This is a genomic window from Streptomyces sp. NPDC127098 (assembly GCF_042722465.1).
In the GTDB taxonomy this organism is placed as follows: domain Bacteria; phylum Actinomycetota; class Actinomycetes; order Streptomycetales; family Streptomycetaceae; genus Streptomyces; species Streptomyces millisiae.
In genome coordinates this window covers 1-21,553 of the sequence record NZ_JBHXFJ010000029.1, presented here as the reverse complement: position 1 = coordinate 21,553, position 21,553 = coordinate 1, and the positions used below count along the sequence as shown (strand labels likewise).

The 21,553-nt window shown below is 71.5% G+C and carries 18 protein-coding genes and 3 pseudogenes; 7 read left to right on the top strand and 14 right to left on the bottom strand.

What is annotated here, in order from left to right; all coding sequences use genetic code 11:
* Positions 1-12: 12 nt before the first annotated feature.
* Positions 13-4,557, bottom strand: a complete 4,545-nt coding sequence (locus tag ACFWI8_RS19405; protein WP_387092852.1) for an FtsK/SpoIIIE domain-containing protein — start codon at positions 4,555-4,557, stop codon at positions 13-15.
* 294 nt (positions 4,558-4,851) lie between these two features.
* Between ACFWI8_RS19405 and ACFWI8_RS19400 the strand changes: the two genes are divergently transcribed.
* From ACFWI8_RS19400 to ACFWI8_RS19385, 4 genes are all read left to right on the top strand, one after another.
* A complete protein-coding gene (locus tag ACFWI8_RS19400; RefSeq protein ID WP_387092849.1) occupies positions 4,852-5,148 on the top strand; it encodes a WXG100 family type VII secretion target in 297 nt (98 codons plus the stop codon).
* 172 nt (positions 5,149-5,320) lie between these two features.
* Positions 5,321-6,442, top strand: coding sequence for a pyridoxal-phosphate dependent enzyme (locus ACFWI8_RS19395; protein WP_387092846.1), 1,122 nt, complete (start codon positions 5,321-5,323; stop codon positions 6,440-6,442).
* The gene (locus tag ACFWI8_RS19390) at positions 6,439-7,146 is read left to right on the top strand and encodes a transcriptional regulator (RefSeq protein WP_387092844.1); all 708 of its coding nucleotides are present in this window, start codon (positions 6,439-6,441) and stop codon (positions 7,144-7,146) included. Before ACFWI8_RS19395 ends, ACFWI8_RS19390 begins: the two co-directional genes overlap by 4 nt.
* Positions 7,147-7,154: 8 nt before the next feature.
* A complete protein-coding gene (locus ACFWI8_RS19385) occupies positions 7,155-7,655 on the top strand; it encodes a DUF1772 domain-containing protein (RefSeq protein ID WP_387092841.1) in 501 nt (166 codons plus the stop codon).
* Between the two features lie 648 nt (positions 7,656-8,303).
* Here ACFWI8_RS19385 and ACFWI8_RS19380 read toward each other — a convergent pair.
* The 5 genes from ACFWI8_RS19380 to ACFWI8_RS19360 form a co-directional block, all read right to left on the bottom strand.
* Positions 8,304-9,422 carry an adenosine deaminase gene (locus ACFWI8_RS19380; RefSeq protein WP_387092838.1) on the bottom strand — a complete coding sequence of 373 codons (1,119 nt, stop codon included), beginning with the start codon at positions 9,420-9,422 and terminating at the stop codon, positions 8,304-8,306.
* 106 nt (positions 9,423-9,528) lie between these two features.
* A complete protein-coding gene (locus tag ACFWI8_RS19375) occupies positions 9,529-10,638 on the bottom strand; it encodes an extracellular solute-binding protein (protein ID WP_387092835.1) in 1,110 nt (369 codons plus the stop codon).
* A 35-nt stretch (positions 10,639-10,673) separates the two neighbouring features.
* Positions 10,674-11,687: an ABC transporter ATP-binding protein gene (locus ACFWI8_RS19370; protein WP_387092833.1), complete on the bottom strand. Its 1,014-nt coding sequence runs from the start codon at positions 11,685-11,687 to the stop codon at positions 10,674-10,676.
* Positions 11,684-12,481 (bottom strand): ABC transporter permease, encoded by a 798-nt coding sequence (locus ACFWI8_RS19365; RefSeq protein WP_387092830.1) that lies wholly within the window; start codon positions 12,479-12,481, stop codon positions 11,684-11,686. Before ACFWI8_RS19365 ends, ACFWI8_RS19370 begins: the two co-directional genes overlap by 4 nt.
* Positions 12,478-13,305, bottom strand: coding sequence for an ABC transporter permease (locus tag ACFWI8_RS19360; protein ID WP_311596738.1), 828 nt, complete (start codon positions 13,303-13,305; stop codon positions 12,478-12,480). The genes ACFWI8_RS19365 and ACFWI8_RS19360 overlap by 4 nt, the downstream gene beginning before the upstream one ends.
* A 180-nt stretch (positions 13,306-13,485) precedes the next feature.
* Between ACFWI8_RS19360 and ACFWI8_RS19355 the strand changes: the two genes are divergently transcribed.
* Positions 13,486-14,469, top strand: a complete 984-nt coding sequence (locus tag ACFWI8_RS19355) for a LacI family DNA-binding transcriptional regulator (RefSeq protein WP_387092826.1) — start codon at positions 13,486-13,488, stop codon at positions 14,467-14,469.
* A 26-nt stretch (positions 14,470-14,495) separates the two neighbouring features.
* Here ACFWI8_RS19355 and ACFWI8_RS19350 read toward each other — a convergent pair whose 3' ends face one another.
* The 8 genes and pseudogenes from ACFWI8_RS19350 to ACFWI8_RS19315 all read right to left on the bottom strand — a co-directional run bounded on the left by ACFWI8_RS19350 (position 14,496) and on the right by ACFWI8_RS19315 (position 20,687).
* A complete protein-coding gene (locus tag ACFWI8_RS19350) occupies positions 14,496-17,174 on the bottom strand; it encodes a KGGVGR-motif variant AAA ATPase (RefSeq protein WP_387092824.1) in 2,679 nt (892 codons plus the stop codon).
* 5 nt (positions 17,175-17,179) lie between these two features.
* Complete coding sequence (locus ACFWI8_RS19345) at positions 17,180-17,599, bottom strand: hypothetical protein (RefSeq protein ID WP_387092821.1); 420 nt, start codon at positions 17,597-17,599, stop codon at positions 17,180-17,182.
* 19 nt (positions 17,600-17,618) lie between these two features.
* Positions 17,619-18,464, bottom strand: coding sequence for a hypothetical protein (locus ACFWI8_RS19340; RefSeq protein ID WP_387092818.1), 846 nt, complete (start codon positions 18,462-18,464; stop codon positions 17,619-17,621).
* 390 nt (positions 18,465-18,854) lie between these two features.
* Positions 18,855-19,169, bottom strand: a complete 315-nt coding sequence (locus ACFWI8_RS19335) for a transcriptional regulator (protein WP_387092815.1) — start codon at positions 19,167-19,169, stop codon at positions 18,855-18,857.
* Positions 19,170-19,273: 104 nt separating this feature from the next.
* Entirely contained in the window at positions 19,274-19,474 is a 201-nt protein-coding gene (locus ACFWI8_RS19330; protein WP_387093007.1) for a type II toxin-antitoxin system prevent-host-death family antitoxin, read from the bottom strand.
* Positions 19,475-19,761: 287 nt separating this feature from the next.
* Positions 19,762-20,196, bottom strand: a pseudogene (locus ACFWI8_RS19325) (MarR family transcriptional regulator); the annotation flags it as partial.
* 123 nt (positions 20,197-20,319) lie between these two features.
* A pseudogene (locus ACFWI8_RS19320) lies at positions 20,320-20,517 on the bottom strand (helix-turn-helix domain-containing protein); the annotation flags it as partial.
* Positions 20,518-20,537: 20 nt separating this feature from the next.
* On the bottom strand, positions 20,538-20,687 hold the full coding sequence (locus ACFWI8_RS19315) for a hypothetical protein (RefSeq protein ID WP_387092812.1): 150 nt from the start codon (positions 20,685-20,687) through the stop codon (positions 20,538-20,540).
* A 55-nt stretch (positions 20,688-20,742) separates the two neighbouring features.
* Here ACFWI8_RS19315 and ACFWI8_RS19310 point away from each other — a divergent pair, with 55 nt between their 5' ends.
* Both ACFWI8_RS19310 and ACFWI8_RS19305 read left to right on the top strand, forming a co-directional pair.
* On the top strand, positions 20,743-21,408 hold the full coding sequence (locus ACFWI8_RS19310) for a DUF4097 family beta strand repeat-containing protein (RefSeq protein WP_387092809.1): 666 nt from the start codon (positions 20,743-20,745) through the stop codon (positions 21,406-21,408).
* A gap of 20 nt (positions 21,409-21,428) precedes the next feature.
* Positions 21,429-21,553, top strand: a pseudogene (locus ACFWI8_RS19305) (ABC transporter); the annotation flags it as partial.

Genomic DNA, 21,553 nt, shown 5'->3' with positions numbered 1-21,553 from the left:
TGCGGTCCGCGCCTACGGCGCGGGGGTGGTGACGGTGAAGGGCGTGCCGTCCCCGAGGTGGAGGATGCCCTTGCCGGGGGTGGGTTGTTCGACGGCCGCGCTGCGCGGCAGCTTGGCGCCGATGAGTTCGCCGACCCGATGGGTGCTCGGCGAGAGCAGCACGCCGCGCCGGCACTTCTTCACGTCGACCTGCCAGCCGGAGAAGCCGCCGCCCAGGTCGCCCTCGTCACCGCCGAGGATCAGGTAACGGCCCAGCTGCGCGCCCTGGTTGAGGATGGTCTTCAGCTCGTCCCCGGCGTCGCAGCGGCGCAGGTCCTCGCCGTCGTCCATCATGAAGACGATCGGGTCGGCCAGTGAGGAGGTGCTCATCGCCTCCCGGACCTCCTTGTTGGTGAGGTTGTCGCCGGTGAACACCTGCAACACCCCCTCCTGGCCCGCGAGGTCGCGCAGCGGCGTAGGCCGGGGCGCGGCGATGACCAGCCGGACGCCGCGCTTGAGGTAGGACTTGGCGAGCATCGTCAGCACCGTGGAGCGGCCGGACTTGGCCGGTCCCGCGACGATGAACGCCGGGGTGCCCTGGCCCAGGTCGGGGCCGTAGCCCATGAGTTCGTCGCCGCCGACGCCGACCAGGCCCCAGAGCCGGGACTCAGACGCCTCCGGGTCGCGCATCTCCCAGGCGTCCTCGAAGGTGAGCCGGCTGGGCAGCACGTCGACCCGCAGCGGCCGCTTGGCGCGCGGCACGGCCGCGTCCCGCTCGGTGGCCCAGGCGCCGATGGACTCCAGCGCCGCGGCCTGGGCCTGGCCCGACAGTTCGTCGGCGAGCACGGCGACCTGGATCTGGGTGCCGGCCTGGTTGCGGATCATGCGGCCGTCCGGGATGTTCTCCGGGACCTTGCGGGCGGTGAGTCCGACGCCGCTGTAGTCGCCGCGGTCGGGGAGCCGCAGCGCGTACCGCTCCTCGGTGAGGGTGGCGATCCGGCCGGAGAGCACGCTGCGGTCGCCGGCGATGATCAGGTGGATGCCGACGCTGGCGCCCTCCCGCATCAGCGTGAACAGCTCGTCGGTCAGGGCGCCGTGGTCGATCTCGCCCAGCGTGTTGCCCCAGCCCTCCCAGCGGTCGAGCAGCACCACGATGTGCGCGAGCCGGTTCTCCGGGGCGGCGGTGGCGCGCTGCTCGCTGATGTCGGCGAGCGCGTCCCTGGCCAGCATCTCCTGGCGGCGGTCGAGCTCCTGCCGGAGCCGGCGCAGCAGCCGGCGGACCCGCTCGACCTGGGTGCGGCTGACGACGGCGCCGCAGTTGGGCAGCTTGGTGAGGGCGTTGAGCGCGCCGTTGCCGCAGTCGATGCCGTAGATGTGCACGTCGACCGCCGAGTGGACCCAGGCGAGCGAGCCGGCGATGGTGCGCAGCAGCTGGGAGCGGCCGCTGCGGGGCTGGCCGCCGACCAGCATGTGGCCGAAGGTCTTGAAGTCGATGGCCAGCGGGCGCCTGGCCTGCTGGTCGGGCAGATCCTCGACGCCGAACGGGGCGGCGCGCAGGGCGCCGGCCGGGACGGGGTGTTCGAGTTCGGCGAGCAGCACCTTCTCGGGGAGGGCGGGCAGCCAGGGGCTGTGCTGCTTGGGGAAGCCGAGCTGGTGGTCGGCCTCGATGATGGCGTCGACCAGCACCTTGAGGTCGGTGATCTCCTCCTCCTCGGCCTTCTGCCCCGGCGGGCGGCGCAGTTGGGCGCGGCCCAGGTCGTGCCAGTCGAGTCGGCCGATCCAGGGCCGGGAGACGGACGTGTCGACGGCGCCCGGACGGCGGCCGCCGACGCGTCCCGACTGGAACGGCACGAGCGAGGCGTGGCCGAGGCGGACGTAGGCGCGTCCGGGCGTGGACTTGGCGATGAAGCCGGCGTCCGGCGCGTCGATGACGTCCGTGGACTCGCTGCCGTCGGTGACGCGCAGCGCGATCCGGAGGTTGGTGTTGGCGCGGATCTCGGGCGAGACGACGCCGCTCGGCCGCTGGGTGGCGAGCAGCAGGTGGATGCCGAGCGAGCGGCCGCGCTGGGCGATGTTGACCAGGCCCTTCACGAAGTCCGGCAGTTCGCGGACCATCGAGGCGAACTCGTCGATGACGATGAGCAGTCGGGGCAGCGGGGCCAGGCTGCCCGGGTTGCGGCGGGCCAGGTCCTGGTAGTCCTCGATGTCCTTGGCGCCGACGCCGGCCAGGATGTGCTCGCGGCGGGTGAGCTCCGCGCCGAGCGAGGCCAGGGCGCGTTCCACCAGGTAGTTGTCGAGGTCGGTGACCATGCCGACGGTGTGCGGCAGTTGGACGCAGTCCTTGAACGCGGAGCCGCCCTTGTAGTCGACCAGTACGAAGGTCATGTTGTCGGGCGTGTTGGCCACCGCGAGGGAGGCGACGATGGTCTGCAGCAGCTCGGACTTGCCGGATCCGGTGGTGCCGGCGATCAGGCCGTGCGGGCCGTCGCGACGCAGGTCGATCGCGAACGCGCCGTCGTAGGACTCGCCGATGACGGCCTCGGTCGACTGGCCGCCGAGCCGCCAACGGGCCGCGATGGCGCCCGCGGTGGGCGGCTCCATCTCGATGACGTCGAGCAGCCGGCTGGCGGAGGGCAGCGCCGCGTCCTCCGACTCGCCGCTGATGTCGCGGATCGGGGCGAGCGAACGGGACAGCAGCTCGCACCACTCGGGCAGCACCCAGTCGGGACGCACGCCCCTGATCCGCCAGGCGCCGGCCTGCTCGACCCGCAGCCGGTCGGCGACCTGGGTGAGGGTGGAGCCGACGGGCTGGTCCACGCCGGGGGCGCCGGGCTGGCCGCCCATCGCGGGCGCGGCGAGGAAGGTGTGGAAGCCGGTGGCGTAGCCGGCCTGGCGCGGTCCTGTGGTGGCGGCCTTGTTCGGGTCGGGCTCGGCGACGACGACGGCCTGGCACTCGCCGGGCAGGAACCGCTCCTCGTCGTCCAGGCAGATGGCGAACATGGACGCCTCGGGCCCCTCGGTGAGCAGCCGGATGACGCCGGGCAGCGACCGCATCCGTCGGGAGCCGTCGAAGACGACGACGATGTCGGGGTCCTTGAACGTGGTCTGGCCCTTGCTGCGGGCCTCCTTGCGGGCCTTCTGCCGGGCGTCGAGCAGGGCGGTCAGCTCGGCGATGCGGGCGCCGACGGTCTCGGCGTCGGTGCCGACCAGCACGTTGGTGTTCTGCTCGGGCAGCGGGCGGGCGTGCGGCAGCCAGCGCACCCAGTTCCAGCTGTGCTGCCCCGAGCCGTCGGTGAGCACGAACAGTTGGACGTCGACGTGGCTGTGCAGGACGGCGATCTGACCGACCGCCCAGCGGGCGAGGGCCCGCGCGGTGTCGCCCTGGCCGGCGAAGCCGACGACGCCGAGGGTCCGCAGCGGCAGGGTGATGGGCGCGTCGGCGATCTTCCACAGCACCTGGCGCTTGTGGTCGTCCTGCTCGGGGTCGTTGAGCATGACCTCCGAGTCGAGTTCGGCGGTGCCGACGCGCAGCAGCAGGTGGTCGTTGTCGGTGCGGCGGCGCTCCCAGAGGCGGGTGCGGGGGCCGGTGGCCTGGGCGAGGACGGTGGCCGGGTCGGGCGCGGCGTGCCGGCGGGCGAAGCGCTCGGCGATCAGCGCGGCCCTGGCGTCGGCCTCGATCCTGGCCTTGCGCTCGTTGTACTCGGCGACCTTCTGGGCGTGCGTGATGCGGCCGCGCTTCTTGTCCATGAAGTAGTTGGACAGCAGCATGACGGGGCTGAGGAACGCCATCATGAGGAAGATCCAGCGGCCCGTGAAGGAGGCCATGGCGACGGCGCCGACGAGCGGCAGCAGGGCCATCAGCCAGGGCATGGGCCGGCGTTCCCGCTCGCCTGGCGGGCGGGGGAGGTTGAACTTGGTCTCCCGCTCGGGCGGCAGCAGTCGCGGCGGCCGGTTGTAGTCGAGCCCGACGCCGTCCTCGGAGACCTTGAGCGCGGCGTCCGGCGGGAAGTACGGGGTGAGCTCGAACAGCGAGTCACCGATGGAGAGTTGCTTGCCGAGCTTCCAGTCGGCGCGGTCGCCCTCGGTGTGGACGAAGGGCTCGCCGTCGAGCAGCGGCTGGTTCTCGGTGTAGACCGTGACCTTGGCCGTCCCGTCGGCCGCGACGCGCAGCGTGAAGGCGCGTTCCGGGAGGCTCGGGTCCTGGACCCGGACGTGCGTGTTCTGTCCGCTGCCGACCTCGATCTTGCCGTGGCCGACGCGGTGCACGGCGCCGGCCGCCGGGCCGCCGACGATCCGCAGTTCGACGACGCCGGCCGGCTCGCCGGGCCAACAGCCGTTGGCGTTGTGCAGGCTGACCACACTGCCCTCGCGCAACGGCGACTGGCCGAGGGTGAGCGAGGGTTCGAGGTACTGGCCGCCCACGAAGAGGTGAACGGGTTCGCCACCGTAGCCGCCGGACCCCACGGCCTGCGCGAACTCCGGCGCCAGATCGGCGAGCTGAGTCTCGGCGTCCGCGTCGATCACCGCGTCCGCGGCGTGTCCCCCGACCGGGTCGACGACGGTAAGCGTCAGACGCACGGCGCTCCTCCCCTTTGTCCTACGTTGCCTGCCTGTCCGCAGTGGACATGCCCATAATTGCATCCCCCGCGTCGACGGGATTCGGGCGTGCACCACTGCAACCGCCACGGCCCGCACCGCGTCCAGGCTGGTGACCGTGGCGCACGGGACGACCCCTTGACCGGGGGTGTCGGCACGTGCCTCCCGGACGTAGGCTGCCACCAGCGTTGCCGCCACCGGAAGTCGGGGCGCCACGCCAGGCATACGCAAATCCGCGGGGGGACGCGCCTCCGCAGCATCGAGGAGGGGGTCTTCGTGGCCGACCTGAATATCACGTATGAGGAGATGAGGTCCGCTGCCCAGCGGCTCAAGACCGAGTACACGAACATGGACGCGAAGCTGGACGAGCTGCGCTCCTTCATCGAGGGCCTGATCGAGGACGGCTACTCGGCGCGTTCCGGCCGGGCGTTCGGCGAGTCGTTCACCGAGTTCGTCAACGGCGCCCGGGAGATGCTCGGGGGCCTCGAGGGCATGGGCGGCTTCCTGGAGACCGCGGCCGACGCCATGGAGGAGACCGACTCCTCCCTGGAGAGCGGCATCCGCGGGCAGTAGTCCTCGTTCCCGTTCCGGGACCGGGCGGTGTCACGGCGCTGGGTGTGCGCCGGGGCACCGCCCTTCGCTTTCTCACAGGATTTCCCCAATGTGCCCGCGGGTTGACGCCCCGCGCCGCTCTGGACAGACTGTCCAGAGTTGGTCGGATCTTCTAACTTCCGCTGGGGGCGCCGTGGCGCACTATCTCGACGAGCGGTCGGGTCGGACGTACGCCATCGCCCCCGACCGGTGGCGCGGCGACGACGGGGCGCCGCTGACCGTCGCCCCGCTGCCCGGCATCGGGCCGGCCGATGTCGACGCCGCCGAGCGCTCACTGTGGCGCTACCGCGCGGCCCTGCCCGAGGTGGCGCGGCCGGTCTCGCTCGGCGAGGGCCGCACCCCGCTGGTCGCCGGGGACTGGGGCGGCACGGACGTCCGCTTCAAGCTGGAGTGGTTCGCGCCCACCGGCAGCTTCAAGGACCGCGGCGTCAGCGTGCTCGTCTCCCATCTGGCCGCCTCGGGCGTCACCGAGGTGATCGAGGACAGCTCGGGCAACGGCGGCGCCTCGGTCGCCGCCTACTGCGCGGCCGCCGGCATCCGCGCCCGCGTCCTGGTGCCCGCCGGCACCTCCCCCGCCAAGGTCCTGCAGACCCGCGCCTACGGCGCCGAGGTCGAGGAGGTCCCGGGCGACCGCGACGCCACCGCCGCGGAGGCCCTGCGCCGCGCCGCCCACACCCCGTACGCGAGCCACAACTGGCACCCGTACTTCCTCCAGGGCACCAAGACCATCGCCTACGAGCTGTGGGAGGACCTGGGCTTCACCGCCCCCGACGCCGTCGTGACCGTGGCCGGCGCCGGCAGCCTGGTGCTCGGCTGCGACCTGGGCTTCGGCGAGCTGCTCGCCGCCGGAGGGATCGCCCGCCGCCCCCGACTGCTGGTCGCCCAGCCGGCCAACTGCGCGCCGCTGCACGCCGCGTACCAGGGCGCCGACCGGCCGGCGTTCGCGCCCACCATCGCCGAGGGCGCCGCCATCCGGGAGCCCGTGCGAGCCCCTGAGGTGCTGGCCGCGATCCGCCGCTCCGCCGGCGACACCGTCGCGGTCCCGGAACCCGACATCGCGGCCGCCGTCCGCCGGCTCGCCGCCGCGGGCCTCTACGCCGAACCGACGAGCGCCACCGCCGCCGCGGCCGTCGACGCCTTCCGCGCGCGGGGCGCGATCCGTCCCGGCGAGACGACCGTGGTCGTCCTCACCGGCAGCGGCCTCAAGGCACCCCACCTGGTGAGCCGCCTCCTCGCCCCCGGGAGCGGCGCGTGAGGGACCCGCTGTCCGAGGACGAACTGCTGCTGCGCGAGGCCGAGAAGATCGTGACGGCCATCGGCCGGATGTTCCCCGGCCTGTGCGAGGTGGTGCTGCACGACCTGCGCGACCCGGAGCACGCGGTCCGCGCCATCGAGAGCGGCCTCTCGGGCCGCGTCGTCGGCGACCCGGCCACCGAGATCGGCCTGGCCAGGATCCAGGACCCGGACTTCCCCGACGTCCTGCAGAACTACCCCAACCGCTTCCCCGACGGCCGCCCCGCCAAGAGCACCTCCATCGGCATCCGCAACAGCAGCGGCGCCTACGTCGCCGCCATCTGCCTCAACCTGGACGTCTCCGCCCTCGGCGCCGCGGCCGCCGCCCTGACCGCGCTGGCCCGCACCGAGGCCGAAGAACGCCCGCCGGCCGAGACCCTGCGCGCCCGCACCCTCGACGAACTACGCTCGGCCGCGGCGGAGTTCGCCACCGCCCGGGGCAGCGTCAGCCCGCGCGGGCTGCGCGCCGCCGACAAGCGGGAACTGGTCCGCGACCTCAGGGACCGGGGCTTCCTCCAGGTCAAGCACGCCGTCCCCACCCTGGGCGAGATCCTCGGCGTCTCCCGGGCCACGGTCTACAACCACCTCAGGCAGGCCCCGGGTGAGACGACCGCTTATGCGGGTGCGTCGCTCGACGATGGCCGCCGGGCGGTGCCGGGCCGTTGACTCGGGGCATGTCGATCACCACCGCCGCCCCCGCCGCGACCGCGCCGGTCGCCCTCGTCGCCGCCGTCCTGACACTCCTCACGGCGGGCGCCATGGCGGGCCTCTTCCTCGGCTTCTCGGTGGCCGTGATGCCCGGGCTCGACTCGCTCGACCCCGAGGCGGCGGCCGACGCCATGCGCCGCGTCAACGAGCGGATACTCAACCCGCTGTTCCTCTCCGCCTTCACCACCGTGCCGCTGACCGCCGGCGCGGCCGGCGGCCTGCTGCTGTGGCTCGGCCACCGGGCCGCCGGCTGGGCCTTCCTGCTCGCCGCCGTGGTCTACCTGCTCGGCACCTTCCTGCCGACCGCGGCCGTCAACGTGCCGCTCAACGACGCCCTCGCCGCGGGCGGCACCTGGTCCGACTACAGCCCCCGCTGGACCACCTGGAACACCGTCCGCGCCGCCTTCGCCACCCTCACCCTGCTGCTCTCGGCGGGCGGCCTCTGCCTGTGGTCACGCGACGCGTGACCCCTGCCGAGGGCTTGGCCACCCACGACGCAGGCGGCGCGGCGCTTCCGCGGCCGCGCTTCGCGCGGACCGACCGGCGGATCGCTGGCACGGGGTGCCGGCCCCGCCGCCGCCCCAGCCGGGCGGGCGGGGCGGTGGCGTGGGGCGCCCTCACCCAGCAGACCTCGCTCCGGGGCGGGCGGTCGGGGCGGTGCCGCGGCGCCTTGACCCGGCACTCTCCGCGCGGAGCCAGCGACGCGGCATCCGCAGCCGCGCGGCGGGCGCGGTGGCCGACACTCGCGCGCCACGCGTCGAGCGGCTGACGGCAGACACCGGCCGGCCCCTGCCGCGACGGCCGTCACGCACCGACCCAGCGCACGGCACCGGCCCACCCGGACCGGCCGCCAGACCACTTACGCACCCGCGCGGAGCGCACAACTCCGCCCGCAGCCGCGCGCCACGCGTCGAGCGACTGACGGTGGACACCGACCGGCCCCTGCCGCGACGGCCGTCACGCGCCGGGCCGGCCGCCAGGCCGTTCCGCACCCGCGCGGAGGGCACGGCGCGGTGCCGGCCGCAGGCCGGCGCCGCGCCGTGGCTACGGCCGCCAGCCGCTCCGCCGCTTCGCGGCTTCGCCGCGCAGCGGCACCGCGTCACCGCGTCACCGCGTTACCGCGTAGCGAACTCCGCGTCCAGCGCGGCCAGTTCCGACTCGAACCTGGCGCGGGCCGTCGCCTTCTCGGTGGGCGGCAGCCAGGACGCGTCGATGGAGTTCAGGGCCATCTGCCGCAGCCTGGACCGTGGTACGCCGATCGTCTCGGCCGCGATCCGGTACTCGCCGACGAGGCTGGTCGGGAACATGCCGGGGTCGTCGGAGGCCAGGATCACGTTGAGGCCGGCGTCCAGCATCGCGGCGATCGACGCGCGGCGCCACGGCCGCCAGGAGCGGCGCGACGTGGTGGAGATGACGGTGAACGGCACGCCCTCGTCCCGGCAGCGCGCCACCACCGCGTCGTCCTCCAGGACGTAGTAGCCGTGGTCGATCCGGTCGCAGCCCAACAGGTCGAGGCAGGTCACGGTGTTCACCGCCACCGGCGCGTGCTCCGAGGCGTGCGCCGTGCGGCGCAGTCCCGCCTCGCCCGCCAGCCGGTACGCCTCGGCGAACCGCTCGGGCGGGCCCGCGACCTCCAGGTTGACCAGGCCGATGCCCGCCAGGTACTCGTGCTCCACGGCCACCACCCGCCGCACGTAGTCGAGCGCCCAGTCGGCGTCCTTGCTGCGGTCGATCGAGCCGATCAGCCGGCCCGTCATCCCGAAGTCGCGCTCCGCGAGCCGGATGCCCTCCGCGCACGCCTCGACCATCCCGGCGAAGCCCAACCCGGCCAGCCGCGGCGGCACGTCGTCCACGTGCAGCTCCAGGTGCCGGACGGCGCCGCGGTGCGCGTCCTCGAACGCCTCGTAGGTGATCCGGGTGAAGTCGTCCGCGTCCCGCAGCGCCTCCTCCACCCAACCGCTCGCCCTGAAGAGGGAGTAGGAGACCTCCGGCTCGTCCGGCGCCCGCTCCTGCGGCACCGGGATCCGGGTGTTCCGGTACAACTCCGGGTCGGGCGGCAGCGAGTTGATGTCGCGCCAGATGGCCTCCGGCTCGGCCGGCAGGTCGAGCCCCGCGCGGCGGGCGAGTTCGGCGAAGGTCGACGCCCGCGTGGTGCCGATCAGATGGACGTGCAGGTCCGCCTTGGGCATCCGCGCCAGGTACTCGAGGTCGACGTCGTGCGGTGTCTCAGACATGGCTCACTTACGGAAGTGGAATGCCCGGGCCGGCGAGGGCAGCTCCGCGTCGCCGGCCCGGGCGTCTGTGGGTGGGGGTGATACGTGGGGAAGGAAGGGACCCGGCTCAGCCGCCGGAGACCTCACGGGCGAACCGCTCCACCCACTCGGTGCGGTTGTCCACCAGTTGCTGCGGGTCGAGCGTCTCGTAGCCGGCCGCGACCGGGTCGGTCGCCGCCTCGCCCATCAGCTCCGCGAACGTCTCGGACGGCGCCACCTCCGGGTTCACCGGCAGGTCCGACTCCACGCTCGCCTGCTGTCCCTCGGCCGACAGCATGTAGTCGATGAAGGCGTAGGCGCCCTCGGCGTTCGGCGCGCCGTCCGGGATCATCAGCCGGTTCGTCGCCATGTAGCGGCCCTCGGCCGGCGGCACCCAGTTCACCGGCTCGCCGGCCGCGATCAGCGGCGGGACGAAGGCGCTGATCGTCGGCACGGCCGCGATCTCGCCCTGGGAGATCAGGTTGGTGACCTCGGTGGTCGAGCTGTAGAACTGCAGGACGTCCGGCGCCCATTCGCCCATCGTCGAGAACGCGGTGTCCATGTCGTAGGGGCCGTCGCCGAACTGGGTGCCGATGCCGGAGGCCGTCAACTGCCCGGCGGTCGCGGAGATGTCCGGCAGCGCGACCCTGCCGGCCAGCGCCGGGTCGCCGAAGGTGCCCCAGTCGGCGGCCTCCTCGGCGCTCAGCTCGTCCGTCCGGTAGAGGACGCCGTTGAGCTGGTAGGTGTAGGCCGGCCCCGCGTAGGCGTCGTCGACCGCGAAGTCCGCGATGGCGTCCAGGTTCGGCACGTCCTCCGCGTCGAACTCCTGGAAGAGGCCCTGGTCCTGGCCGAGCGCCGCGAAGGTGTCGGAGATCAGCATCACGTCGATGCCCGGGTCCCCGGCCGCCAGCTGGAGCTGGGTGAGCCGGTCGGCGTTGCTGCCGCTCTCGATCTCGACCGTGGCGCCGGTGGCCTCCTCGAACGGCTCCACGATGTTGGCCTCGAAGTCCTCCTGCCCGAAGGGGAAGGTGGACACCACGATGGTGGCGCCCTCCAGGCCGTTCCCGCCCTCGCCGCCGGAGCCGGCGTCGTCCGACGAGTCGGAGCCGCAGGCGTTCAGGGTCAGCGTGGTGGCCACCACGCCGGCGCCCACCGCGACCAGCCTGGGCAACCGTCGTCTCGTCCGCTTCACGTTCATGGGGTCGTGCTCCGTTCGTGCGTGTACTGAAGGCTTCAGCCGGCGAGCGGCACCAGATGGTCGGGGCGCGCGGAGACCGTCACCCTGCCTCCCGGAGTCAGCGCGGCGCGGTCCTCGGGGGTGAGCTCGTCGCCCCGCAGCGAGGCGACCAGCGGCGTGGTGTCGCCCTCGGTCTCCTTCGCGTCGAGCGAGACGCGGACCTCCACCCCTCGGTAGGCGATCGCCCGCACCGTCGCGGAGACCGCGGTCTCCCCGCCCGCCGCGTCGCCGGTCGTGACGGTCAGCAGCTCGGGCCGTACCGTCACCAGGCCACGCCCGGGCAGGGTGAGGAAGTTCTCGTAGCCGAGGAACTCGGCCACGAACCGGTTGGCGGGCGCGGGGAACAGCTCCTCGGGCGCGCCCTGCTGCATCACCCGGCCCGCGTTCATCACGACCATGTGGTCGGACATCTCCAGGGCCTCCTCCTGGTCGTGGGTGACCAGGACGACGGTGAGGCCGGTCTCCGCCTGGATGCGGCGGATCTCGCCGCGCATCTGCACCCGCAGCCGGGCGTCCAGGTTGGACAGCGGCTCGTCGAGCAGCAGCAGCCGCGGCCGGATGGCGATGGCGCGGGCCAGCGCCACCCGCTGCTGCTGGCCGCCGGAGAGCGCCTTGGGCCGGCGGTCGGCGAGGTGGCCGAGCCCGACCAGTTCCAGCGCTTCCGCGACCCGCCGGTTCCGTTCGGGCTTGGCCACCTTGCGCAGCTTCAGCCCGAAGCCGACGTTGGCGGCGACCGTCATGTGCGGGAAGAGCGCGTAGGACTGGAAGACCATGCCGAGGCCGCGCTTCTCGGGCGGCGTGGCGGTGTGGTCCTCGCCGCCGATCCTGATCGTTCCGGCCGACGGCTCCAGGTAGCCGGCGAGCATCCGCAGCGACGTCGTCTTGCCGCAGCCGCTCGGCCCGAGCAGCGTGGTGAGGGCGCCCTCGCGGATGGTGAGATCGATCGAGTCGACGGCGGTGAAGTCGCCGAAGTGCCGGCTGACCCCCACGAACTCGGCGGCGGTGGTCATCGGTTGATACCTCCGAAGATGCGGGCGAAGCCCAGGACGCGTTCGGCGACAAGGGCGAGCACGACGGTTCCGGCGAGCAGCAGCGTGGACATCGCGGCGATGATCGGCGTGTAGTTCTGCTGGACGTAGTCGAGCATGGTGACGGGCAGGGTGCGGAAGTCGCGGGACTGGAGCAGCAGCGAGATCGGCACGTTGTTGAAGGAGGTGACGAAGCTCAGCAGCGCCGCCGAGATGATGCCGGGCCGCAGCACCGGCAGCGTCACGGCGAAGAAGGTCCGCAGCGGCGAGGCGCCGAGGCCGCGGGCCGCCTCCTCCAGCGCCGGGTCGGCGAGCACCAGCGAGGCGCCGGTGACACGCACGGTGTACGGCAGCAGCAGGGCGGTGTGGCCGATGAGCAGCGCCTGGAAGTTGTCCAGCTTCATCTGGAGCATCAGCTGCTGGAAGAGGGCGAGGCCGACCACCAGCTCGGGCAGCACCAGCGGGGACAGGAACAACCCCTCGACCAGGGACTTGCCGGGCAGCCGGCCGCGCATGATCGCCAGCGTGGCGGGGATGCCGACGGCGAGGGCCACCGCCGTGGAGAGCGCGGCGAGTTGGAGGCTGGAGACGAGGGCGTCCGTGAACGGCTGGTAGCTGGTGGCCTCCTCGAACCAGCGCGTCGAGAAGCCCTCGGGCGGGAAGCGCAGGGTCTCGCCTTCGGTGAACGCGGTGGCGACCACGAACAGGATCGGCACGATCATCACGATGTAGCCGAGCACGGCGAGGGCCGCGGCTACGGGGCTTCGGCGCTTCACCTGATCTGCCCCTTCCGACTCGCGAGGGTGGAGGCGACGTAGACCAGGAGCACCAGCACCGTCATCACGATCGCCGTCGCGGAGGCCGCGGCCCAGTCGAGGGTGACGCCGGAGTAGCTGTACAGCTGGGTGGAGAGCATCCGTTGCCGGGAGCCGCCCAGCAGGTAGGGCGTGGTGTAGGCGGTGACGGCGCCGGCGAAGACGAGGGTGGCGGCCATCGCGATGCCCGGCATGGACAGCGGGATCACCACGCTCCACATCGTCCTGGTCCGGCCGGCGCCGAGCCCGCGCGCCGCGTCGTCCAGGCCGGCGTCGACCTGGGCGACGGCCGAGTAACAGGTGACGATGGCCAGCGGCAGGAAGAGCTGCACCAGGCCGAGGACGACGGCGAGTTCGGTGTAGAGCAGCTGCGGCGCCTCGTCGGATATGCCGAGGGCGGTGATCGCCCGCCCGACCACGCCGTTGCTGCCGAGCACCACGAGCCAGCCGTAGGTGCGCACCACGTTGCTCAGCAGCAGCGGGAAGATCGCCAGCGCGAGCAGCGGCCCGGCCCAGCGGGACCGGGAGCGGGCCAGCAGGTAGGCGGTCGGGAAGCCGAGCAGCACGCAGATCGCGGTGACGACGAGGCCGACGCGGAGCGTGCGCCAGATGATCTCCAGGTCGTAGGGGTCACTGAGCATCCGGCCGAGCCGGTCGAGGACTTCGCCCGTCTCCACCCGGGGTGGCGACAGCAGCATCACGAGGGAGGGCGCGACGACGCCTCCCACGAGCAGCGCGAGCCCGGGCAGCAGCAGCGCGAGCGCTATTCGGCGCGATCGGATCAAAGTGTGTCCTGGGTAGCTCTCTGGGTTGCTCTCTGTGTCCACAACCGGTTGCGCAACCGGTTGCGGTGACAGTAGTTTGCTGAGCGGTGCCGCGTACAGGGGGCGTTATTAACTCTTTGTAAAAGTCCCCGAGCGCCCTTCACCCTGGGTAAGATCACCCGCACACGATTGAGGAGTCCGGTGCCAACGCTCGACGACGTCGCCAGGGCCGCCGGCGTCTCCAAGTCCACGGCTTCCAGAGCCCTTTCCCGGCCCGCCCTGGTCGCCCCCGAGACGGTGCTGCGGGTCCGGCAGAGCGCGGAGCGGCTCGGCTTCGTCCCCAACCGCGCGGCGACCGCGCTGGCGCGCGGCCGCACCGGGATCGTCGCGGTGGTCGTCCCCACCCTGGAGAACGCGTTCTTCACCCCGATCATCGGCGGCGCCCAGCACCGCGCCGCCGAGTCCGGACTCCAACTCACCGTCGTGGTCAACGCGTTGCGCGACGACTCCGACCTCGACTCGCTGACCCAGCTCTCCGCCCAGGTCGACGGCTTCCTGCTCACCGCCCCGCTCGGCTCCGAGTCCCGCACGCTGGCCGCCTGCCAACTCAAGCCGACGGTCCTCGTCGACCGCGAGATCGCCGGCGTCTCCTCCGTGATCGCCGACACGGCGACGGCCTTCGCCGCCGTCGCCCGCCACTTCATCCGGGGCGGCCACCAGCGGATCGCCCTGGTGGGCGGCTCCAACCGCTCCTGGCAGAACGAGCAGCGGATAGCCGCCGTCAGGGCGGCCACCGCCGGCCTCGCCGAGCTGGCCATCTTCGACCCCATGCCGCCGACGTTCGCCGCCGGCACCGAGATCGCCCCGGCCCTCGCCGAGAGCGGCGCCACGGCCGTCATCCCCTACGCCACCGCGCTCGGCCTCGGCATCGTCTTCGCCCTGGGCGCCCGCGGCGTCGCCGTCCCCGACGGCATGGCCATCACCATCGAACGCCAGGTCGCGGCGGCGCTCGGCCTCACCACCATGCCCACCATCGACGTCGACGGCGCCGAACTCGGCCGCACGGCCATGTCCGCCCTCCACGACCTGATGACCCGCGACACGGCGGAGACGGCCGCCCGACTACGGCTACCGGTGCCGGTGGTCTTCCCGCCGCCCGGCGACGAGGCGGCACCGCGCGGCTGAGCGGGGGCGGGCCTGGTGTCTCCTCTTCAGAGGCCCCGGACCACCCGGGCCCTGCCCTGCGTGCGGAAACCGAGTTCATGACGGTAGATCTCAGGCATGCGATAGCGGCCGTCGGCGTCTCGGGCCAGCGCGCCCCACTGCTCCAGAGTCTCCACATCATCGGCCGACAGTGCTACGTCCGCGGCGTCGAAGGGCATCCTGACCGATTCCGAGTAAGTTGACATGTCCCGAAGGAGCCTTCCGAGACGCGGATTCTCCTGGTTGATCTCCTCGACTTTGGCACGGCTGCAGGCGCCCAGAGCGCTGCGCATGGCCGCCGGAGTAAGGACTCGGTCGGGCCAGCGCTCGTCTCCGACCGAGGCGCTCGCCGCCTCACAGAGGAAGCGGACGACATCCCGGGCCTGAGTCTGTTCATTGAAGTCCGACAAGGCCGCAGGAACCCAGCGCTCGGTCCGCGCCTCGCGTGAGTTGTCCATTCCGAGCTTCGCGCCCCAGAGAGGTAGGAGCGACGTGACGATCTCGTCGTAGCCCATGTCGGCGATCGGAACCACGGGGGACTCTACGGCCTCGGCGCTGGTCGCCACCCAGAGGGCGAGCCGAAGGGCGTCCTCCGTGTCCCAGCGCAGCTCATAGGGCGCGTAGCGGTCGAGAAACTGGCCGAGATTCTGCCTGATCGCCGAGCGCACAAGGTCCTGACGTACGAAGACCACGAGGCCGAGCGTACGGTGACGCAGCCGGCTGAGCCATGCGGGAATGTCCATCAGCAGAGTCCGCAGCGCGATGCGCTTCGATTCCCGGTCCACCGACTCGAGCCAGTCCTCCAACCCGTCGATGACGAAGAGGCAGGCACCGGACGCCTCCAACGTCCGATTGATCAGGAAGTCCTCGGCGGGCACGCCCCTGCCTGCGCCGGCTGACCATGCCAGGCACTCCAACCATCGGAGCCGCCAGAACTCGGGGTCGTCAGCACGCTCGTCACGCAGACCGGCGTTGAGTCGGCTCCGGATCTCGTCCGCGGTGACGCCGTCTCCGCCTGCCGCACGGTCTCGAAGCGTCTGCGGCGACGTCACGCCGGTTTGGATCGAAACATTCGCCGGATCCAGGACAGGCACCACCAAGGCGGGCCGCGCGACATCTTGTCCGTTCTCCCGAGCGAACTCCTCCCAGGTCCCCCTTGCGCACATCCGGGCATAGGTGAATGTCTTGCCCGAGCCCTTCGCACCCACGACGACTGTCACCGGGAGATCGGTGCTGTGATCCGCGATCAGACGTCGCACCGGCTCGGTGGTGAGGAACCCGAGCCCAGCATCCATGCCACTGCGCTCGGCGAAGACAAGTCGACGTGCTGTGCTTTCGAGAGCGCGCCGGCGGCCGTGCAAAGTGACCCGCCCCTCAGGGCGGGGCGGAGGCGTGGATTGCCCGCTTGAGGCAAATTCGCCCAGTAGGCCAGGCAGACCACAACGCCTGATGACCTCCACCACCGCGTCCCAGGACGACGGCAGCGCCAACAATTCCTCGCGGAACGGGCTGAGCACGGGTTTGGTGAGAACCTGCTCGTCAATGGCCAACTCCTCCAGCCCGTACTCGTCGGCGGCCGTCCGAGGCAAGGCGATCGTGGATGCCAGCGACGCCGAGAGCCTGCTGCGGGCCTGTTCGGCGTGCGAGTCATGGACGTCGAGCCGGTACTGCGTCACGATCGCGCCTGGAGTGGGGTCCGTCCCTGCCACCGCGGGTGACTGCGTGCCCAACTGCCGGATCATGGTCTCGGTGCCGCGAAGCGACTGGCTGCTGATCGTCGTGACGAACACTCGCGTCACCCGAGGATCCAACAGGATCGGAGCGGCCAACTCAGAAGCCCCGGCCCGGAGATCCAGCACGACGGTGCTGGCCTCCGCGGCGACCGCGAGGGCCGCCAGGGACTCACTGAGGAAGTACGGCGAACGGTCCTCGGTCAACAGGTCGGCAGGCCCCACCCGTGGCGGACCGAGATGTCTGCGCCGACTGGCAGGTAGCACTGTCACACGGCCGGTCCCCGGGTACCGCGAGACCCGCTGATTGGGCAGATGGGCTGCGGCGATTTCCACCGCCTGGCTGGGATCTCCCCTCCTGGAGGAGTGCAGGAGGGCCAGGAGGTCCTCGTATGCGATGTCGCAGCGTCCCCCCTGGGCCTGGTACATCCACGTGATCCCTGGCGCCTCCAGGTCCGCGTCCACCAGAAGCACATGCTGTCCCTCGAACGCGAGCCGGTCAGCCAGCGCCACGGCGTGCAGTGTGCGCCCAACGCCCCCCTTGAAGGAGTGGAAGGCGGTGAGCTGAGTGTCTCCCGCGAACCGTGACGATTCCGGGCGTGGAAGGGGCTCTGTCAGCGCCGAGGTGACACGGCGTTCGCTGAGCCTCGGGCGACGCGCGACCATGCGGATGTCCGGTTGCTCGACCAGCCGCACGGGAAGTGCCTCTGAGGCAAGGCCGGCGGGACGGTCCAGGGGTAGTTCAAGACCGTCTTCCCCCTCGATGGTCGATCCCAGTCCAAACTGACGATCCAACCACGCGCGGACGTCAGCTGACGCCGCGTTCGGGCGAACCGTGAGCTCCACCCCGTCCCACCAGGCGTCGACCTCCAGCAGCCAGCTGGGCCACTCACCCCTTACGGCCGCCTCCGCAAGTCGGGAATCGATGTCCACCCAGGTGAAGAGCTTGCCAGCCATAGCGCTCAAGATCCCTTCCTGGCGTCCTTCACCAGTGACTTCAAGGCTTCCAACGCCGCCTTCTGATCATTCGCACGCAGTTCCGCACCATAGCGCCATGCCTCATGCAGGTCGTGGCTCTCGACCCAGGGGCCTCCCTTGTGTCGACGGCAGCGCAACGGGTCCGGCTGCCCAGGTGGGGGAGGCGGCAGGTTCAAGGCCTTGGCCAGGCCGCGCAGGTTGTGCGTCCTCAAATCACCGGATAGAGCCGAGGTGTCCTGGCGACACAGAACCCAACGCAGCACCTCGGCCTTCAAGGCGCACTCGGCGGCGTAGAAGAGCAGCAAGCCACCGACCGCCACTTCCCCCGCCTGCTCGGCGGCCTCCCCCTGCTTGGTGAGGCGATCGCGGCTCCGCCGCAACTCGCTGACCCCCACGTCCACCATCGAAACAGGTTACTTCCTCTCAGACGACGGCCGGCCGACGGCCGCGGCCCGCGTGCAGCACTGCGCGGATCCTGGCGGCGTGCGAGCTCACGTTCACGCGTGGCTGCTCCGGCGGCAGGGCCGGCTCGCCTCGGCAAGGGCGACAGAGCCCACCGGGCAGAGCCGCGGGGCGGCCAGGGGCGTTGCAGACCGTGCATTCGAGGATCCGCTGGACGGAGGGCTCGGCCGGCGGCCGTACTGGGTCGGGCGGTAGCTTCTCCGTGAGCCGGCGGTGGGCGATCCCGCGGGCGGAGAAGACCTCCCGTGGCAGCCCGGCGGTGAGCGCGTGCCAGAACTGCTGCTCGGTCACGCCTCGTTCGAACCAGGGCGCGGCCAGCTTCTCCAACTCGGCACAGTCACGGGCCGAGAGCAGCATGCGAGGATCGGCCTCGCCGAGCCGAGCGAGGGCGGTGTAGGCGCGGGAGCGGACCGGCTTCTCGTCCTTTGGCCGCTGTCCCCCGCCGAGAAACGTCTCCCACCAGGCGTCGTCGCGCGCTGTGCGGGAGAAGTAGGTCCGGGTGACCCACTGCGTCGCGCCGTTATCGCGCTCGCTGACCCGGCGCAGGTGTCCGGCCTCGGAGAGGCGGCGCAGTGAGGTGGAGACCGCCATCTGCCCGAAGGTGAGCTGGCCGGCCAGGCCCTTGATGGAGATGTCCGCCCCCTCGGGAAGCCGGTCGATGTGGCCGGCAATGGCGGCGTCGCGCCAGTGAAGGTGCTCGAAGTCGTGTGCGGTGCGGGGCCGTTGACCGGGGGCCGAACGCTTTCCGTAGCCGGAGCGTGCCATCGGGTGTGCGGCGGAGGACGTAACAGGGCTAGGATTGGTCACAGCCACAGGGTCCTTTTCTTTCCTTGGAGATCTTCGTGGTCAGAGCTCCGCCCGGTGCTGAGAACACCGGCGGGGCTCGTTTTTTGTCCGCTGTGCCGCACGTTACGCCGTTGGGGTCATCTGTGTCCAATGCGCCACATGACGTAATCGGCGCAGTCCAGGGCGCGGGAGGGTGGGTTCAAACCCTCCGCCCATTCCACAGAAAGAGCGCTCGTTTCTCGCATCGCGAAACCCAAGACCCGGTCGCACGGCGATGTCCGTGCTCCACGACCCGATGACCCACGACACGGCGGAAACGGCGGCCTGGCTACGGCTGCCGGTGCCGGTGGTCTTTCCTGCCGGCGGGTAGCCGCCGCCACCGACGTCAGGCGGCGGCCTCTGCCGAGAACGTCACCCGGCCTCCCCACCCGGCACCACCCGCAGGTCGACACGGGCCTCCAGCGCCCGCGCCAACAAGTCAAGCGACGTCGGACGGAAGGTGTCCGGATCACCCAACTCGACGCCTTCGACCTCGTCGACCGTGACGCCGAGCCGATCCGCCAGCTCGTCCTCGGGGAGCGCCATGGTCACGCGACGGTCATGAACCGCCTGGCCAAGAGCCATCAACAACCGGATCTGTTCCCGCTCCGCCTCGACCTCCGGCGGCTCGACACGCCTCTCGGTGACACCATGTGCCCCGGCAAGCTTCCAGCGGCTGTAGTTCATCGTCCTCGCCCGGACAGTCAGGTGCGGTAGACGTGGCGGCGGTGCCGGATCGAGTGGATCTCGGAGGACTGCGTACGGGTCGGTCGGCTCTGATGGTGCGGTACTCACACAGCCTTGCTCCGGCGACGTTCCAGTTCCGCGCGGACGTCGTCGGAACTGAAGGCGTCCTCCGAGGCGAACTCCTCACGGGAGGCGCGCAAATCGGCCAGCGTCTCGTCGTCGCTGAGGATTTCGAGGGTCTCCTGCATCGACCGGTACTCCGCCACGGAGATGAGCATGACGTCAGCGCGACCGTTGCGGGTGATGGGGGACGGACTCCATACCGACCATAATGGCGACCGGTCGGAATGATGACCTCCCGGCCACGGCTCTGTTCCGGTTCGGCAGGCGAGTCACGCGGGAGGGCGGCGGCCGAACGCGACGTCGTGCGGCAGCCGCGCCGGCTCCGGAGCGACCGCGCCCCCAAGCTCACGCTTACTCCTTCTTCGACTCCGGAAGCCGCCTGGACAGTGGCCACGCGGAGCCGTTCGCCCGCTGCGCCCCGAACGCGTTCCTCAACGTCCCTACCGAGATGGCCCGTCGGGACGGTTGGCTATGCGCCGTCCGCGCCTGACGTGGCGGCGCCGTCCGAGGGTGTCGCCGGCGTCGCGTAGAGGATGTCGCGGGCCTGTTCCGCGGCGCGGGTGATGCTTTCGCCGATGAAGTCGACGAAGCGGGCGATGTTCTCGAGGCGGACGGCGGCCGGGGTGTCGGGGCCGAGGATGGCGACGCCCTGCCGTGCGACCTCGGCGAGCTGGGCCTGGGACCGGGCGGCGATGAGCGTCGACTGGTACCAGAGCTCGTTGTCGACGACGTAGCGCTCACGGCGGCGTTCGTCCCGTTCCCGGCGGATGAGGTCCAGGCCCTCCAGGAAGGTGATCGCCTTGGAGACGGACCCCGGGCTGACCCCGAGGCGTTGGGCGAGCTCGGACGCGGTGAGACTGCCCGCGTCGGTGACGTAGAGGGCGGCCAGCACCCGGGCCGTCATCTTCGGCAGGCCCTGCTGCATGAAGAGCGTGGCGAACGACTCCTCGTACTCACGCACGGCCTCGGCGTCGCGGCCGTCGCCCCCCGAGGGAGACTGCGGCCCGCGGGGCACGGCCCGCCCGCGCCGGTGGGCGCGACGTTCGGTGGCCCGGTGCGCCAGGTCGGCGCGGTAGGCGGTGGGGCCGCCGTTGCGCATCACCTCACGCGTGACCGTCGAGGTGGGGCGGTCGAGGCGCCTGGCGATCTCCGCGTAGGCGAGGCCGTCGGCCAGGCCCAGCGCGATCTGCTGACGTTCCTGCTGGGTGAGCCTGCCTCCGGGCATCGCGGTCTCCTTCGTACTCCTCAGGTGCCCGCAGCATAGCGTTCACCCTCGATCCATTGCAACGCAAGAGCGCTCGCCTGTTGCGTTGCCCCCAGACTCGTTGCAATGAAATCAGGGCCTTGACCTGTATCTATTCGATCAGAGCGCAACATCTTCATTGCCAGATCCATGAATGCAACGTAGCTTTTCCGTTGCCGGAAACGAAGACCACAAGAGGAGCCCACGATGCACACGTTCGACACCCCCGCCCCGATCTCCGCCGTGCTCGACGTCCCCGCCGGGCACATCAGGTTCATCGCCGCCGACCGGGCCGACACCACCGTCGAGGTACTGCCGGCGAACGCCTCGAAGGGCCGCGACGTGAAGGCGGCGGAGCAGACCACCGTCGAGTACGCCGACGGCGTCCTGCGGATCGACGCCCCGGCGGCGGAGAACCAGTACTTCGGCCCCTCCGGATCCATCGAGGTCACCGTCAAGCTGCCCGCCGACTCCCGCGTCGAGGCCAAGGCCGCCAGCGCCGAGTTCCGGGCCGTCGGCCGCCTGGGTGACGTCGTCTTCGAGGGCGCGCAGGGCGCGGTCAAGATCGACGAGGCCGCCAGCGTGCGGCTGACCGCGATGGACAGCGACGTCGAGGTCGGCCGGCTGGGCGGCGCCGCCCAGATCAGCACCCAGAAGGGCGACATCCGGATCGCCCAGGCGGTGCGCGGGTCGGTCGTCCTGACCACCCAGCTGGGCGACATCTCGGTCGCGGCCGCCGCCGGCGTCTCGGCCGCGCTGGACGCCAGCACCGGCTACGGCCGGATCGACAACGCGCTCAGGAACGACGGCACCGCCGGCCTGACCATCCGCGCCACCACCTCCCACGGCGACATCGTCGCCCGCGGCCTCTGACTCTCCGAGGAGCACCGATCATGACGAACCTGGCCATCGCGGCGACCGGACTGCGTAAGTCCTACGGCGACAAGACCGTCCTGGACGGTGTCGACCTGGCCGTCCCGGAGGGCACGATCTTCTCCCTCCTCGGCCCGAACGGCGC